The following is a 14,825-nucleotide window of genomic DNA, read 5'->3' as shown; positions in this document are numbered from 1 at the left end:
TTTCCTCCCGTTGTTCAGGCGACCGCCTTTGAGCCTTAGGCGTCCAATTTGTAGACGCGTTTGGCGTTATTGGAGGCAACCATCGCGGCAATTCTCTCGGCGTCGTTCGGGGTTGCCCAGCCCGAGCCAACCCATTCGTCCATCAGCTCCGCGAAAGAAGTTCGCCAATTGGCAGCGCTGACGGCGTAGTGCTCGCCAAGCCCATACGAATCCGACGAGTAGAGGATCTTGCTGAATGGTGCGATTTCCATCGCCTGGCGGACTGCTGTGCCGGAACCTGGGCCCAGGTAATGCGAAACCAGGCCCACGTCCAGGTAGACGTGCGGGAAGATCTGGGCGAGGATTCCGGCTTCCCTGATGAAGGGGTAGCAGTGCAGCAGCATGAAAACGACGCCCAGCGATCGGGTGGCGTGGAAGAGCGGAGTGAGCCGGGATGGTTCAGCCCGGAAAAGTTCAATATCGCCGTCGCCGTATCCGGTGTGGAGCTGAATGGGCAGTCCTGTATCGATGCCCGCCCAAAGCCCGAACCTCAACAGGACCGGGTCAGTGATCCTGAATATTCCCGTCGTCTCGGCGAGACGGAACCATTCGTCAGCGGCTTTGAGCGCTTCACGCCCGGTTGGCCGTTCTGAGGGGATGTCGAAGCCATGACGATAGGCAATGATGGATTTCAGCCCCACGGCCTCCCGGCTTCTGGCTGTCAGCGTCTCCGGGAGCTTTGAAATGAAGCCGGCCGCCGTGGACTCGGAAGCGAGGTTCTCCGCCACTGTCTCAATGCGGACGATTTCGCGGGTGCGGGCACCAGCGCACGCCGCCATGGCGGTGGGGTCAAGAAGACGCGTGTCCGGTATGCCGGTGTCAAGAAGGTACTCGGATGTTCCGGTGCTGCGGAGCAGCAGCCTGTTCGCCTCGGCGGCGCCGATGTTGCTGCGCTGCGCAATGTATTCATTAATTGGCACGAGCGGCTCAAGTCCGAGGATCGGGGCACAAAGACGCCGTACCGCCAGCCCGAAGGGCGAATCAAGGCTGTCAGTGCCTGCCGGTCCCGGCCAGTGGGATTCTGTGGCCAGGCTCCTGAACTCGTGGTCGCTCAGTTCGGTGTCCACCACACCATGGCAATGGTGATCGATCAGGGGCAGGTCAATCCTGCGGTTGTTGGTGTCAGTCATGATCCCCGCCAACTCGTTGTGTTCGGCCACCCTTAGATTGAGTATGGGTCTGATGCCGCGGGAGTGCCATGCGGCGCCGGGAGCGGTTTAAAGCTGAAGTACGACGGCGGCCAGTCGCCCGGCGGGGCAGCGGACGCCCAATTCAGGAAAGCCGCTGGGCCGGCTGGTACGTCGCCATCAGCACTCCGGTCGCGGTGGGCGAGCAATCGACCAATCTCAGCCGGCGCGCCTCATCATCCGGCCCGAACAAGCGGCGCCCCGAGCCGGGCACCAGCGGGTGAATCATCAGGAACAGTTCGTCGATCAGGCCGTGCGGGAGCAGGGACCGGATGAGCTGGCCACTGCCCATGATCACGAGGTTGCCCCCGGGCTGTTCGCGCAGGGCAGCGACGGAAGCGGGGACGTCCCCGCTGAGGAGCGTGGAGTTCGGCCATGGCAGGTCGGCATCGGGCCGATATCAGCCGGCGTTGACCGCCGGGGTGTTTACGTGTCCGCCCAGTGCGGCCCAGAGATAGCGGATCGCAGTCTCGACGCCTTTCGTATTGGCGCCCGCCAGGAGCTGCAGCACCAGGCCGTCCAACGCGGCGAAGGCGGCCTGGGCCGCACCCTCCTGTCCGCCGAAGCCGATCCGCTCCAGGCCCACGGAGAACGCTGCGATGTAGCTTTCGTAAAGGTGCTGCACCGGCCCTGCCAGTTCGGGGCGCCGTCGCGATTCAAGGATCATCTCGTACTGGAAGATCTGCATGTCGGGGTTGTCTTCGATCAGTGACAGGATGCTGCGGCAGAACTCCTCCTCGGTGGCAGGCAGCAATTCCAGCTGTGACAGCCCGATCGACTGCTGCACGGACCATTCGAGTGCTGCCCCGATGAGCGCATCCCGTTTGCCGAAGTGATGGACAACCAACGTGTTGTTGACGCCGGCGTGTTCGGCGACAGCACGGAATGTCAGGCCCCGCAGTCCCTTGCGCGCCACCACATGCACCGTCGCGGCCAGCAAAGCTTCCCGCCCCGTGCCGTAGCTGCCATGTTTCTCCCCGCTCATGTCACCGATTCTAGCTGCTGAAAACTGGGTGTTGACTTCAAACCTAAGCAAATGCTTAGCTATGGTGCCAATACACAACTAAGCAGCTGCTGAGTTGCTCAGATCCCAGGAGGACCCAATGTCCACGTCCACGAACGCCGTCGAATTCACCGTCCACGATTCCTTTGATCCGCAGAAGTACGAGCGTTTCATCCTCGGCCAGGTCCAGTGGGTCCGCCGGCCCGGGGACGGGGACCGACCGGCTCTGTCCGCCGGCTTCTGGCACGTGACCACTGAAGAGGCCCCGGAGCCGTTCGACCTGCTGATCGAGGCTGACGAGACCATCCACATCATCGAAGGCCACCTGCACATCAAGGTCGACGGCGGCCAAAGCTTCGACCTGACGCCAGGCTCGGCTGCTTCATTCAATAAAGGTGCGCAAACCCGCTGGACCGTCATTGAAGACACCACCGAATTCTTCGTCTACTCCTGACCAACAGCAAGAAGATCTGAAGCAGAAGGCTCACCGTGACTGACACCATCAACAACACCCAGCAGACCGACGTCGTCATCATCGGCGCAGGCTTCGCCGGCCTCACGGCTGCCCGTGAACTGCGCCACGCAGGCCTTTCCGTGATTGCTCTCGAAGCCAGGGGCCGGATCGGCGGCCGCACCTGGCTGGACGACCGGCTTGGCCGCCCCCTCGAAATGGGCGGCACCTGGGTCCACTGGACCCAGCCCTACGTTTGGGCGGAAATGAAGCGCTACGGGGTCGGCACCGTTCAGAGCCCTGTGCCCGAGCGTGCATATTGGTGGGCAGACGGCGCCCGGCACGAGGGCACTCCGGAGCAGCTGCTGAACGAAATCGATGCACCCAACCGGAAGCTCGTGGAACAATCGCGCGACTACTTTCCGCAGCCATTCGCGCCGTTCACCAACCCCGACGCCAAGGGCATCGATCATGCTTCCCTGGCCAAGAAAATCGCAGAACTGCCTTTCACGGATTATTCCCGCGACATCCTGGAATCCTTCTGGGCGCTGAATTTCAACGGCCCGATCGACGACGCCGCCTTCACTCAGGCCTTGCGGTGGGTTGCACTGACCAACGGCGACTGGATGGTCAACTTCGAAGCGTGCGCCACCTTCAAGATCGAGGGAGGCACCGGCAAACTGATCAACAGCATCGGCGCCGGGACAGACGTCCGCTTGGGGAAGACTGTTTCGGCGGTCAATTACACCGACGGGAACGCCACTGTCATCACCAGCGACGGCGAGGAGTTCCAGGCAGCGCACGTGATCTGCACCCTGCCCCTCGGCGCCATGGGCGCCATCGCTTTTGAACCTCCCCTGCCGGCATCCGCACAAAAGGGCATCTCCGAAGGCCAGGTCTCCACGGGGATCAAAATCTGGATCACCGTCAAGGGCGGGGTGAAGCCGTTCGTTGCCCTTGGCGCCGCTGAATGGTCGCTGAACTTCATCCAGGCTGAATACGACCAGGACGGAAACACCATCCTCGTTGCCTTCGGACCCGACACCGCACGCCTTGACGCCACCGACCTCCGGCAGGTCCAGGCCGCCGTTGACCTTCTCGCGCCGGACCTTGAAGTACTGGATGTCGCCAGCCACGACTGGACCCGCGACCCGCTGTCTGGGGAGACCTGGCCCATGCACCGGCCGGGCTTCCTGACAGAGTCCCTAAGCAGCTTCCAACAGCCGCACGGCCGGCTCCTGTTCGCAGGTTCTGACTATGCCAACGGCTGGGGCGGCTTCATCGACGGCGCCATCGAAAGCGGGCTGGAGGCCGCCCGGAGCATTGTGAACGAGCGCAGCGCCTGATTTGTCTGCCCGCGGAGGGCCCGAAGCGCCAGACTCCGCGGGCCGATCTACGGGCGGTACTTTTCAGCCGGGGAGAGGCCGGCGGCGTTCGCGTCGCCGGCTATGCCCGAACGTTCGAGGAGTCTGCCAACCTGGATGACGGCGGCTCGGATCTTTTCCGGATTTCCAAAGGTGAGGAACTGGAGCATTAGTCCGTCGAGCGCAGCGAATACTGCCCTGGACAGTTCATCGTCCGTATTGAGTGAACGCTTGCGAAGAGCCCTTTCAACGGTTGAGATGTAGTTGTCATACAGGCGATCCAGCAGGGCTTTTAGCTCCGGCTTTCGCCGCGCTTCGAGAAGCATCTCGAACTGAAAAAGCTGCAGTTCCGGCTCGGAGGAGACCGAGGCCAGGAGAGCGTCGGCAAACTTCTCGTCGAAATCCGCCACGCGGGCAAGACCAGTTTCGTCAATCGACCGCTGCACGGCCCACTCAAGGGTGGCGGCCAGCAGCCCCTCGATGGAGCCGAAGTGATGCGTGATCAGCGTATGGTTCACACCTGCCCGGGAGGCAACAGAACGATAGGTCACGCCCCGCAGGCCCTTCTGGGCAACAACATCAATGACCGCCGCCAGCAGGGCGTCGCGGCCATCCCCGTAGGGCAATCGTTGGGAATCCAGGCTCATAAGCCGATTTTAGCCCTGCCAGCCCAGCCGTTTGAGACCCTTGACACCTAAAACTAAACACTTGTAGAGTTCTACTTGTGATCCGACTCACGTACCGCTGATCACAGTCGCTTCCGCCGGAAGACGCGCACGAGGGGGTGCGCCTTCAGCCGGCACCACACGAACTCACATCGCATGACTCACGAGTCCATGCCCTGGCGAAAGAGCCATACATTATGAATCAACACACCGGACAGATGCCCGCCTTTCTGGACACCACGGTCACCTCTGCCCGCCTGCGGCCCAATAAGCTAGGGGTCGTCGCGGTGGCCTTCTTTGCTATCGCTGCTGCCGCACCCATGGCGGCCGTTGTGGGCGCGAGTCCCGTCCTGTTCGCAGCCAGCGGCCCCGGAACCCCCGTTATCTACGTCATCGCCGCCCTTCTCGTGGCCCTGTTTTCCGTTGGGTATCTTCGGATGAGCCACAACATCACCAACGCGGGAGGATTTGTCGCCTACATCGCCAAGGGGTTGGGAACGAAGTGGGCCACCGGCGGTGCAGGCATCGCGATCCTGACATACGTCAGCCTCCAGGTGGGGCTTTGGTCCCAATTCGGTGTCTTCGCCCAGCAGCTCGTCGAGACCCTGACGGGCTTAGGGCTCCCGCCGTTCTTTTGGATCGTCGTCGTGCTGTCCCTGGCCACCGCCCTGACCATGAAAGGTGTAGATGCGAGCCTGAAGGTTCTGGGCGTTCTGATCCTGGGCGAAACCCTCGTCGTTGCCGCTCTCGTTGTCTCGCTGATCGCCCAAAACGGGTTCGGGATCTTCACCTTCGAGGGGTTCACCGGCGCCAACATCGTGGGACCCGGGCTCGGCATCTCACTGCTGTTCGCTTTTGCCTGCTTCACAAGCTTCGAAGCGACAGTCGTCTTCGCTGAGGAAGCCGTGAACCCTCGCAAGACGATTCCCCGCGCCGCATACCTCGTCATCGCCTTCGTTGGTTTCTTCTACATGATCTCAACCTGGGCCATCAGCGGAGCAATCGGCATCGACCGAATCCAGTCAGAAGCCGCCGGGAACCCCGCCGGCATGATCTTCGATCTGGCTCAGAGCAGTGCCGGCTCCTGGCTCAGTCTGGCCATGCAAATCCTCGTGGTCACCAGCTTCATCGCCATGATGCTGGGGTTGGCCAACATGTTCGCCCGGTATCTCTTCGCCCTGGGCCGCGCCGGGACCCTGCCCGCAAAGCTGGCGTCCGTCTCCAAGACCGGAGCCCCGACGTTCGCGGGGCTGGTCAACGGCGTCGTCGTCCTGGCCATTATCAGCGCCTTCCTGATCTCAGGGGCCGACCCCATCACCACAGTCTTCGCGTGGTTCGTCGCCCTCGGAACCGCCGGTTTCATCAGCATCCTCCTCCTGACATCCGCAGCGATCGTCGTCTACTTTGCCAGAACGAAGATGCGCGACAACCTGTGGGTGACCATCATCGCCCCCGTCCTGTCCTTCGTTTCATTCATCATCATCGGCTACCTGACCCTGGACAACTACGATGCCCTGCTCGGCGGCGCCGGCGGCGTTGCCCGGTGGCTCCTCCTCGGCATCCCCCTCGTCCTCGTCGCAGGAATAGCCCGGGGAACCCAGAAGCCTTCAATCGACTACGCCTCTGAAATCGTCTGACGCCAAAACGCTCCTAAACACCAACCTCGTTCAGCAAGAACCCAGCCTCAACCAAAGGAAAGCCATGACCGCGACTGATATCCAGGACTACGTTCCCGAAAACGAATGGCCCTCCGTGGCCACCATGCTCGACGGATTCGGGGACCAGACCCTGCCCGCCTCAGCGGCCCTGACCGGCACGGCATTGCACCTCCCCCAGGAAGGAGGACATACCACCACGTACACCTTCCATGACACGCATTCCCTGACATGGACCTATGCGGACGGCGACGAAAACCAGGGGGCAGCCAGGTACAAAGCGATCGAAGCGCGCCCTGGGATATTCATCATCGACTTCGTCAGGGGCGAAGACCGCCACGCTGAAAATCTCACCATCGTCCTCGACAGGAACACCGGCGCCGTCACAACGGCCATCAGCTCATTCATCGTCGAAGGCGCCAAGACAGGCAGCACCACCAGGTTCAGCCACGGAAACGTGGAAGGTGCGGCGGCCCTCCATTCCCGCTCCGGCGGACTCGTCGGCAAGCGCATCTATTACCGCTACAGCGACGTCGAAACCTACGAACACATCTACCTCACCGCCGGCACCTTCACTTGGCACTGCCTTCGCGGCGGCGAGGCCGGACTCGCAGACACCGACCGCTGCCTCACCTTCGACGTTGGCGATGACCTCTACCTGTTCTTCTGGACCGAAAAAGTGATGACCGTTGAGGCGGTCCTCCTCATAGACCTGCGCGAGCAACGCTCCATCGGCCGGATGTTCGGCTGGGACGAGCCCGCCGCCGAACCCGTGATCCTGCCTTTCGACTCCCGCCTCACCGTCCTGAACACCACCGAATACCCGCAGGACAACCACAAGCACTAGCCGGACACGTCCACTACACGAGGAACACCATGGAAACTTACGATTCACTGATTGCCAGCATTACCGCCACGCCCGGCCAAGACAGCCGGACCATTTTTGATCCCGCCACCGGAGGGGTGGTTGGCGAGGCGCCGGTCCACACCGTTGCAGACCTGGAGCTCGCGGTAGACGCCGCGGTTGCCGCCCAGCCGGCATGGGCGGCCCTGGGCCACGACGCCCGGTCCGCCGCGCTGCTCAAAGCCGCCGACGCCGTCGAACGCTCCGCCGAAGAACTCGCCCAGCTCCTCTCCCGCGAACAGGGCAAACCCCTCAACGGCCCCAACGCCCGCTTCGAAGTCAGCGCCTGCGCCGCCTGGCTCCGCGCCACCGCCACCACCGAACTCACACCCGAGGTCGTGGTGGACGACGGCGAAACCTACGCCGAACTGCACTACAAGCCCATCGGCGTCGTCGGCGCCATCGGCCCCTGGAACTGGCCCATGATGATCACCATCTGGCAGATCGCCCCCGCCCTGCGCATGGGCAACACCGCCGTCGTCAAACCCTCCAAAATGACCCCGCTCTCCGTCCTGGCCCTGATCAAGGTCCTCAACGAAGAACTCCCGGAGAACGTCCTGACCGCCATCGCCGGCGACCGCGAAGTCGGCGCCCGCCTCGCCGAACACCCCGCCATCGGCAAAATCATGTTCACCGGCTCCACCGCCGCCGGCCGCGCCATCATCAAATCCTCCGCCGACACCATCAAACGCCTCACCCTGGAACTGGGCGGCAACGACGCCGGCATCGTCCTGCCCGACGCCGACCCCAAAGCCATCGCCGAAGACCTCTTCTGGGGCGCGTTCCTCAACACCGGCCAAACCTGCGCAGCCCTCAAACGCCTCTACGTCCACGACGACATCTACGACGCCGTCTGCGACGAACTCACCAAAGTCGCCGCCGCCATGCCGATGGGCAACGGCCTGGACGAAAACAACGTCCTCGGCCCGCTGCAAAACAAAGCCCAGTACGACATCGTCGCCAACCTCGTCGAAGCCGCCCGCGACAGCGGCGCCCGGATCCTGCTCGGCGGCAACCCCGACCCCGGCCAGCCCGGCTACTTCTACCCCACCACCCTCGTCGCCGACATCGACAACACCAACCCCCTCGTCACCGAGGAACAGTTCGGCCCCGCCCTGCCCATCATCCGCTACAGCACCATCGACCAGGCCATCGACTACGCCAACGCCCTCGACGTCGGACTCGGCGCCTCCGTCTGGTCCCCCAACCTCCCCGCCGCCCGCGAAGTCGCCAACCGCATCCAGGCCGGCACCGTCTGGATCAACAAACACGGCGCCGTCGACCCCCGCGTCCCCTTCGGCGGCGCCAAACAATCCGGCTACGGCCTCGAATTCGGCGTCGAAGGCCTCAAACACCTCGGCGTCCCCCAGGTCATCAACGGCTGACTTGACCACCGGAACCAGAGGGCCGCCGTCGCCACCCGCGACGGCGGCCCTAGCTGTTTGGCACCGCCAGAGTGGGACCCGACCAATGTCCCGCCGGTCTGCTTGTCGGGACCCCACAAAATCTTGCCCCCGATGGGGAATTAGCGTCAGTTCGGAGGAATATCCGCAGCCATCAGACGCAAAGGACCCATCAATGACGATTCAGGCAAACGCGAGCGAAGCCACAAGCGACGCTACCTTCCCAAAGACCTTCCCCATCCTGGAAATCGCCCGCCGGCAGGTCCTCGAGGACGGCATCGGGCTCAGCCAGGCGCAGCTCGAGGAAGTCCTCCGCCTCCCGGACGAGGCCCTTCCCGCGGCCCTGCAGCTTGCCCACGAGGTCCGGCTCAGGCACTGCGGCGAAGACGTCGAGGTGGAGGGCATCATCTCCATCAAGACCGGCGGCTGCCCGGAGGACTGCCACTTCTGCAGCCAGTCCGGCCTGTTCGACTCCCCCGTCCGCGGCGTCTGGCTCGACATCCCCGAACTGGTCAAGGCCGCGAAGGAAACCGCGGCCACCCGGAGCCACCGAGTTCTGCATCGTTGCCGCCGTCCGCGGCCCCGACATCAAGCTCATGAACCAGATCAAGTTCGCGATCGACCGCATCAACGAGGAAGTCGAGATCAACATCGCCTGCTCGCTCGGGATGCTCACCCAGCGACAGGTGGACCAGCTCGCCGAGTGGGGCGTGCACCGCTACAACCACAACCTGGAAACGGCCCGCAGCTACTTCCCCGAAGTGGTCACCACGCACAGCTACGAGGAACGCCTCGACACCTGCAACATGGTCAAGGCAGCCGGGATGGAACTGTGCTGCGGCGCCCTGATCGGCATGGGGGAAACCCTCGAACAGCGCGCCGAGCTCGCCGCCCAGCTTGCAGCCCTCGAACCCCACGAGGTGCCGCTGAACTTCCTCAACCCCCGCCCCGGAACCCCGCTCGAAAACCAGGGCATCATGGACGGCAAGGACGCCCTCCGCGCCATCGCCGCGTTCCGCCTCGCCATGCCCCGGACCGTGCTGCGCTACGCCGGCGGCCGGGAACTGACTCTCGGCGACCTCGGCACCCGCAACGGCCTCCTCGGCGGCATCAACGCGGTCATCGTCGGCAACTACCTCACCACCTTGGGGCGCCCGGCGACGGCGGACCTGAACCTGCTGGTCGAGCTGAACATGCCGATCAAGGAACTCCAGAAGACGCTGTGAACCCGATTTCGCTCCCCAACCGCTCCCTAACCTCGCAAGTCCCCACCGGCTCCCAGCCTTCGCAAGCTCAGGCCGGGGCCCTCGCCGGCGTGGGCCCTCAGCCAGGGAACCCGGCGGTCGTGGCCCCAAGCTCAACCACCGGCGGGGCCGCCTTTTGCGGGCACTGCGGTGAGCCGTACGACGGCGGCGACGGGCCGCCGTCGTACCCTCACCGGAAGTGCGGCGAACGCCTGGCCATGGAACCGCCGCGCTACTGCACCGCCTGCCGGCGCCGGATGAAGGTCCAGGTCACACCGCTGGGCTGGTCCGCGGAATGTTCCCGCCACGGGATGCTGGTCCCGTGACGCCGGTGACGCCCGTGACGCCCGTGACGCCCGTGACGCCCGTGACAACACAGACCAGCCTCATCCAGCGGGACCGCGCACGGCTATGGCACCCGTATGCGCCGGCCTCACCGGACCTTCCGCTGTGGGAGGTGGAGGCGGCCGACGGCGTGCGGCTGCGGCTCCGCGGCGAAGACGGCACCCGCCACGGGGTGATCGATGCGATGTCCTCGTGGTGGTCGGCGATCCACGGCTACCGCAACCCAGCCCTGGATGCCGCCGCCAAGGCCCAGCTAGGAAAGTTCAGCCATGTGATGTTCGGCGGGCTCACCCACGCCCCGGCCGTGGAACTGGCCGAGCGGCTGGTGGACATGGCCCCTGCGGCCCCCGGGCGGCCGGGGCTGGAGCGCGTGTTCCTCGCCGACTCGGGCTCCGTTGCCGTCGAGGTGGCGCTGAAGCTGGCGGTGCAGTTCCAGACCGCGGCCGGGAGTCCGCGGAGGCAGCGGTTCCTGAGCCTCCGCGGCGGCTACCACGGCGACACCTTCGCGGCCATGGGGGTCTGCGATCCGGTGGACGGCATGCACTCGGCCTTCCCCGGGCTGCTGGCCCGCAACGTCTTTGCACCCCGTCCGCCGGAGGCTTCGGCAACCCCGGAAACCGTCCAGGCCTGGGCATCCGAAGTTGCCGAGCTCGTGGCCCTGCACTCGGCGGAACTGGCGGCGATCATCGTCGAGCCGGTGCTTCAGGGCGCCGGCGGCATGCACGCGTATCCGGCCGAATGCCTGACAGCGCTCCGCGAGGTGGCGGACCGGAACGGGCTGCTGCTCATCTTCGACGAGATCGCCACCGGCTTTGGCCGCACCGGCGAGCTATTCGCGGCCGATCATGCCGGCGTCGTGCCCGACATCTTGTGCGTGGGCAAGGCACTGACCGGCGGGTACCTGACCCTCGCCGCCATGCTCTGCACCGCCGAGGTAGCCTCGGCTGTTTCTGGCGGCCACGCCGGTGCCCTGCTGCACGGCCCCACGTTCATGGGCAACCCGCTGGCCTGTGCCGTGGCCAACGCCAGCCTCGGCATCATTGAGACTGGCCGCTGGCGGACCGACGTCGGCCGGATCGGCACCGGCCTGGCGTCCGGGCTCGCCCCCGCCATGGAGCTCAGGGCCGTCCGCGACGTCCGAACCATCGGCGCCGTCGGGGTCATTGAGCTGCACGACGCCGTCGACGTTACCGCCGTCACCGCGGCCGCCATCCGCCACGGCGTCTGGGTCCGGCCGTTCCGGAACCTCGTCTACACCATGCCGCCGTACATCAGCACGGTGGCGGACGTCGCACAGATCACGGCGGGGATGACCGCGGCCGTCGCCGAGGTCCATGAAACCCGGGTCCGCGAAGCCGGGGTCCGCGAAGCCGGCGTTCCTGGACTCCGGGTCCCAGTCAAAGCCGGAAGCGCATCATGAGCGGCTCGATGACCCAGTGGCTCGAGCGGCAGGCAGCGGTCCGCGAACGCCGGGGCCAGGTCCGCCGCCCGCTCCCCCGCGCCGCGCACGAGCAGTTCATCGACCTGGCCAGCAACGACTACCTCGGCCTTGCAACGGACCCGCGGGTTGCCGGGGCAGCCGCGGAAGCCGCATCACGGTGGGGCGCAGGCGCCACCTCCTCGCGCCTGGTCGCCGGCACCACCCAGCTGCATCTGGACCTTGAGCAGGAACTGGCCACGCTGGCCGGGATGGAAGCTGCGCTCGTCTTCTCCTCCGGCTACCTGGCCAACATCGGGGTGATCACGGCGCTGGGCGGTCCCGGGACCCTGATCATGGCGGACGAGCACTGCCACGCCTCGATGATCGACGGCTTCCGGCTCAGCCGGTCCCGCACCGAATCGTTCGCCCACAACAGCGTCGGCGAAGCCGGCCGCCTACTCGCAGACCGCAGGGAACCGCGGGCGATTATTGCCGTCGAATCCGTCTACAGCGTCCTCGGCGACCAGGCGCCGCTCGCCGACCTGCTGGCCCTGGCTGAACAGCGCGATGCCGTGCTGCTCATCGACGAGGCCCACAGCCTCGGCGTCACCGGCAGCGGCAGTTTTGCCGGCCGCGGCGCCGTTGCCGGGACCGCCCTCGCCGGCCACCCCAACGTGATCGTGACAGCCACGCTGTCCAAGGCGCTGGGCAGCCAGGGCGGAGCCGTCCTGGGATCCGCCCTGCTGCGGGAACACCTCCTCAACCGGGCCCGCAGCTTCATTTTCGACACCGGGCTGGCGCCGGCATCCGCCGCAGCGGCCCTCGCCGCGGTGCGGATCATTAGGGACGAACCGTGGCGGGCGCACTCCGTCCACAGCAACGCGGCCGCACTGGCCGCCGGGCTCGCCCCGATCCTGGCCAACCGGGGCACTGTTGGCCAAAACGGCACAGCCCCCGACCGGACAGCCGGGGCCGTCCAGTCCATCCCCATGCCGTCCGCGGAGTCAGCCTTGGCCGCCGCCGAGTCCGCGCACCGTGCCGGCGTCCGCGTCGGCTGCTTCCGCCCGCCGTCCGTGCCGGACGGGATCCCGCGGCTGCGGCTCACCGCCCGCGCCACCCTCAGGCCCAAAGAAATCGACGACAGCTGCGCAGTGCTGCGCAGCATTTTGGAGGAACTTCCATGAACCTGTCCCCCGTCGTTCTGGTCACCGGAACGGACACCGGCGTCGGCAAAACCATTACGACGGCGGCCCTCGCCGCTGTCCTGTCCGGAACGGGACGCAGCGTGGCGGTGTACAAGCCGTGCCAGTCGGGTGCCGCCGACGGCGACTCTGACGCCGCCGAAATCGTCCGGCTCGCCGACGTGACTGCTGAGGCCGGAGTCGTCCTGCAGGAACCCATGGCGCCGGTCGCGGCTGCGGCCATCGATGGGACGCCGCTGCCCTCGCTGGCTGCTCACGCAGCGCGGATCCGCGAACTCGCCGGCGCCCACGACCACGTCCTGGTAGAGGGCGCCGGCGGCCTCCTCGTGGAGCTGGATTCCGACGGCGGCACCCTGGCGGACCTCGGCTCCCTGCTGGCGGCGGCATTTGTGGTCGTCGCCCGGCCGGGGCTTGGCACGCTGAACCACACCGCCCTGACCCTCGAGGCGCTGTCCGCACGCGGGCTCGACGTCCTGGGTGTGGTGCTCGGAAGCTGGCCAGTCAGACCCGACGCCGTACATTACAGCAACCGGCAGGTTCTCGGGACGCTGCGGGTGCCGCTGTTGGGCGCCCTTCCTGGCCGGGCGTCCGAACTGTCCCCGGCTGACTTCCGTGCCGGCGCGCCCGCCTGGCTTAACGGGGTGCCCGCATGATGCCGGCGGCCGTCACTCCCGGCTCCGCGGCAGCGCTGGCTGAGGCGGAAGCCCCCGACGGGTCCAGGTGTCCCTATCTCGTGGTCCGGGACCCGGCATCGGTGCGGGAGGTCCTGCACCGGCCTGCCGATTTCAGCCCTGCCAATGCCCTGGTGGCCGTAACCCCGCTGGAGGGACCCGCCCTGCGCGTGCTGCAGCGCGCGGGTTTTGCGCTGCCTCCGGTCCTGGCCAGCAACGACACCGGCACGCACGGCGGCATCCGCAAGGTAGTGGCGGGATTCTTCACGCCCGCCACCGTCGCCGGCCTGGAGCCGCGAATCCGGGAACTGGCCAGGGAAGCGGCGGGGAAAACCGCCGACCAGCTCGACCGGTCCGGCCACGCGGACCTCGTGCAGACGGTGGCGGCTTTTCCCCCGGCAGTCATCATGTTCGAACTCCTCGGACTGCCCGTGCGGGATCTTGCCGATCTCAAACGCTGGGGGCTTGACTCCATGGAGCTGTTCTGGGGCTGGCCGGACGGGGACCGGCAGCTCGAGCTGGCCCGCATCGCTGCCGAATTCTATGGCTGGCTGCGCCGGCTCGTTGCCGAATCCGTGGCGGCCCCGGGTCGCAACCTGTTCAAGTCGTTGGCCGGACATGGCCTGACCAGGACCGAGATGTGCTCGCTCGGCTACTTCCTGCTGATCGCCGGCCAGGAAACCACCACCCAGCTGATCAGCACCACGCTGTTCCGGCTGCTGGAGGGGTCCGCGCCCGTGGGCTGGCCGGAAGCGTCCTCGGAAGCAGGCGCCCGGTCCGTTGTCCGGCATGTGCTCGCCACCGAATCATCCGTTCCCACCTGGCGCCGCGTGGCGGCCCACAGCACGGACCTTGGCGGCGACCGGATCCCGGCCGGGACAGAGATACTCCTTGAGCTGTCCGGCAACCAAATCACGGCAGGCACCGGGCCCGGACGCCAGTCCCCGCAGGCCCAGGTCGGCCGCGGATCCTCAACCGGCCTCGTCTTTGGTTCGGGCATCCACCGCTGCCTCGGGGCCAAGCTCGCCGAACTGGAGGCCGCCATCATCGTCCAGGAAGCCGCGGCGGCGCTGCCCGGGATCCAACTGCAGGACCATGAACCGGACTGGATCCGGCTCCTGTCCTTCCAGGCCCCTCGGACCGCCACTGTAACGAACTGTCCAGGCTGACCGGAGGCGAAAACGGGCGGGGGCTAGAAGGACGAAACCGTGAAACTAAGGCCCAGCAGGCCCCTGCCCGCCTGCTCAAGGATCGGATCCAGGCTCAGGGTCG

General features: G+C 65.9%; 14 protein-coding genes and 1 pseudogene. 11 read left to right on the top strand and 4 right to left on the bottom strand.

Features of this window, described 5'->3' with window-relative positions:
* Window positions 1-35: 35 nt before the first annotated feature.
* From QF036_RS13395 to QF036_RS13385, 3 genes are all read right to left on the bottom strand, one after another.
* Window positions 36-1,169 carry an amidohydrolase family protein gene (locus tag QF036_RS13395; protein WP_307102566.1) on the bottom strand — a complete coding sequence of 378 codons (1,134 nt, stop codon included), beginning with the start codon at window positions 1,167-1,169 and terminating at the stop codon, window positions 36-38.
* A gap of 142 nt (window positions 1,170-1,311) precedes the next feature.
* On the bottom strand, window positions 1,312-1,608 hold the full coding sequence (locus QF036_RS13390) for a dihydrofolate reductase family protein (RefSeq protein WP_307105912.1): 297 nt from the start codon (window positions 1,606-1,608) through the stop codon (window positions 1,312-1,314).
* Window positions 1,609-1,626: 18 nt separating this feature from the next.
* Window positions 1,627-2,211 carry a TetR/AcrR family transcriptional regulator gene (locus tag QF036_RS13385; protein WP_307102564.1) on the bottom strand — a complete coding sequence of 195 codons (585 nt, stop codon included), beginning with the start codon at window positions 2,209-2,211 and terminating at the stop codon, window positions 1,627-1,629.
* 118 nt (window positions 2,212-2,329) lie between these two features.
* On the opposite strand from QF036_RS13385, the gene QF036_RS13380 reads away from it, so the two are divergent.
* The gene (locus QF036_RS13380; protein WP_307102562.1) at window positions 2,330-2,683 is read left to right on the top strand and encodes a cupin domain-containing protein; all 354 of its coding nucleotides are present in this window, start codon (window positions 2,330-2,332) and stop codon (window positions 2,681-2,683) included.
* A gap of 35 nt (window positions 2,684-2,718) precedes the next feature.
* Complete coding sequence (locus QF036_RS13375; protein ID WP_307102560.1) at window positions 2,719-4,026, top strand: flavin monoamine oxidase family protein; 1,308 nt, start codon at window positions 2,719-2,721, stop codon at window positions 4,024-4,026.
* Window positions 4,027-4,073: 47 nt separating this feature from the next.
* Here the strand turns inward: QF036_RS13375 and QF036_RS13370 are convergent, their stop codons facing one another.
* Window positions 4,074-4,691: a TetR/AcrR family transcriptional regulator gene (locus QF036_RS13370; protein ID WP_307102558.1), complete on the bottom strand. Its 618-nt coding sequence runs from the start codon at window positions 4,689-4,691 to the stop codon at window positions 4,074-4,076.
* A gap of 215 nt (window positions 4,692-4,906) precedes the next feature.
* Here QF036_RS13370 and QF036_RS13365 point away from each other — a divergent pair, with 215 nt between their 5' ends.
* From QF036_RS13365 to QF036_RS13325, 9 genes and pseudogenes are all read left to right on the top strand, one after another.
* Complete coding sequence (locus QF036_RS13365) at window positions 4,907-6,346, top strand: APC family permease (protein ID WP_307102556.1); 1,440 nt, start codon at window positions 4,907-4,909, stop codon at window positions 6,344-6,346.
* Window positions 6,347-6,410: 64 nt separating this feature from the next.
* Window positions 6,411-7,211 carry a MoaF C-terminal domain-containing protein gene (locus QF036_RS13360; protein WP_307102554.1) on the top strand — a complete coding sequence of 267 codons (801 nt, stop codon included), beginning with the start codon at window positions 6,411-6,413 and terminating at the stop codon, window positions 7,209-7,211.
* Between the two features lie 29 nt (window positions 7,212-7,240).
* On the top strand, window positions 7,241-8,653 hold the full coding sequence (locus QF036_RS13355; RefSeq protein WP_307102551.1) for an aldehyde dehydrogenase family protein: 1,413 nt from the start codon (window positions 7,241-7,243) through the stop codon (window positions 8,651-8,653).
* Between the two features lie 193 nt (window positions 8,654-8,846).
* Window positions 8,847-9,897, top strand: a pseudogene (gene bioB / locus QF036_RS13350) (biotin synthase BioB).
* 119 nt (window positions 9,898-10,016) lie between these two features.
* A complete protein-coding gene (bsaP, locus tag QF036_RS13345) occupies window positions 10,017-10,241 on the top strand; it encodes a biotin synthase auxiliary protein BsaP (RefSeq protein ID WP_307102548.1) in 225 nt (74 codons plus the stop codon).
* 5 nt (window positions 10,242-10,246) lie between these two features.
* Window positions 10,247-11,680, top strand: coding sequence for an adenosylmethionine--8-amino-7-oxononanoate transaminase (locus QF036_RS13340; protein ID WP_373460299.1), 1,434 nt, complete (start codon window positions 10,247-10,249; stop codon window positions 11,678-11,680).
* Between the two features lie 8 nt (window positions 11,681-11,688).
* On the top strand, window positions 11,689-12,864 hold the full coding sequence (locus QF036_RS13335) for an 8-amino-7-oxononanoate synthase (RefSeq protein WP_373460297.1): 1,176 nt from the start codon (window positions 11,689-11,691) through the stop codon (window positions 12,862-12,864).
* Window positions 12,861-13,535 (top strand): dethiobiotin synthase, encoded by a 675-nt coding sequence (gene bioD / locus QF036_RS13330; protein WP_307102545.1) that lies wholly within the window; start codon window positions 12,861-12,863, stop codon window positions 13,533-13,535. The genes QF036_RS13335 and bioD overlap by 4 nt, the downstream gene beginning before the upstream one ends.
* Window positions 13,532-14,722 carry a cytochrome P450 gene (locus QF036_RS13325; RefSeq protein WP_307102543.1) on the top strand — a complete coding sequence of 397 codons (1,191 nt, stop codon included), beginning with the start codon at window positions 13,532-13,534 and terminating at the stop codon, window positions 14,720-14,722. The genes bioD and QF036_RS13325 overlap by 4 nt, the downstream gene beginning before the upstream one ends.
* Window positions 14,723-14,825 lie beyond the last annotated feature (103 nt).

The organism is Arthrobacter globiformis (genome assembly GCF_030817195.1).
GTDB lineage: Bacteria > Actinomycetota > Actinomycetes > Actinomycetales > Micrococcaceae > Arthrobacter > Arthrobacter globiformis_D.
Note: the sequence above shows the minus strand (reverse complement) of the source record. Positions and strands in the feature narration are given on the sequence as shown.

Coding starts and splice junctions, on each gene's coding strand:
- QF036_RS13395 (WP_307102566.1), bottom strand. CDS start 1,169: ATGACTGACACCAACAACCGCAGGATTGACCTGCCCCTGATCGATCAC.
- QF036_RS13385 (WP_307102564.1), bottom strand. CDS start 2,211: ATGAGCGGGGAGAAACATGGCAGCTACGGCACGGGGCGGGAAGCTTTG.
- QF036_RS13380 (WP_307102562.1), top strand. CDS start 2,330: ATGTCCACGTCCACGAACGCCGTCGAATTCACCGTCCACGATTCCTTT.
- QF036_RS13370 (WP_307102558.1), bottom strand. CDS start 4,691: ATGAGCCTGGATTCCCAACGATTGCCCTACGGGGATGGCCGCGACGCC.
- QF036_RS13365 (WP_307102556.1), top strand. CDS start 4,907: ATGAATCAACACACCGGACAGATGCCCGCCTTTCTGGACACCACGGTC.
- QF036_RS13360 (WP_307102554.1), top strand. CDS start 6,411: ATGACCGCGACTGATATCCAGGACTACGTTCCCGAAAACGAATGGCCC.
- QF036_RS13355 (WP_307102551.1), top strand. CDS start 7,241: ATGGAAACTTACGATTCACTGATTGCCAGCATTACCGCCACGCCCGGC.
- QF036_RS13335 (WP_373460297.1), top strand. CDS start 11,689: ATGACCCAGTGGCTCGAGCGGCAGGCAGCGGTCCGCGAACGCCGGGGC.
- bioD (WP_307102545.1), top strand. CDS start 12,861: ATGAACCTGTCCCCCGTCGTTCTGGTCACCGGAACGGACACCGGCGTC.
- QF036_RS13325 (WP_307102543.1), top strand. CDS start 13,532: ATGATGCCGGCGGCCGTCACTCCCGGCTCCGCGGCAGCGCTGGCTGAG.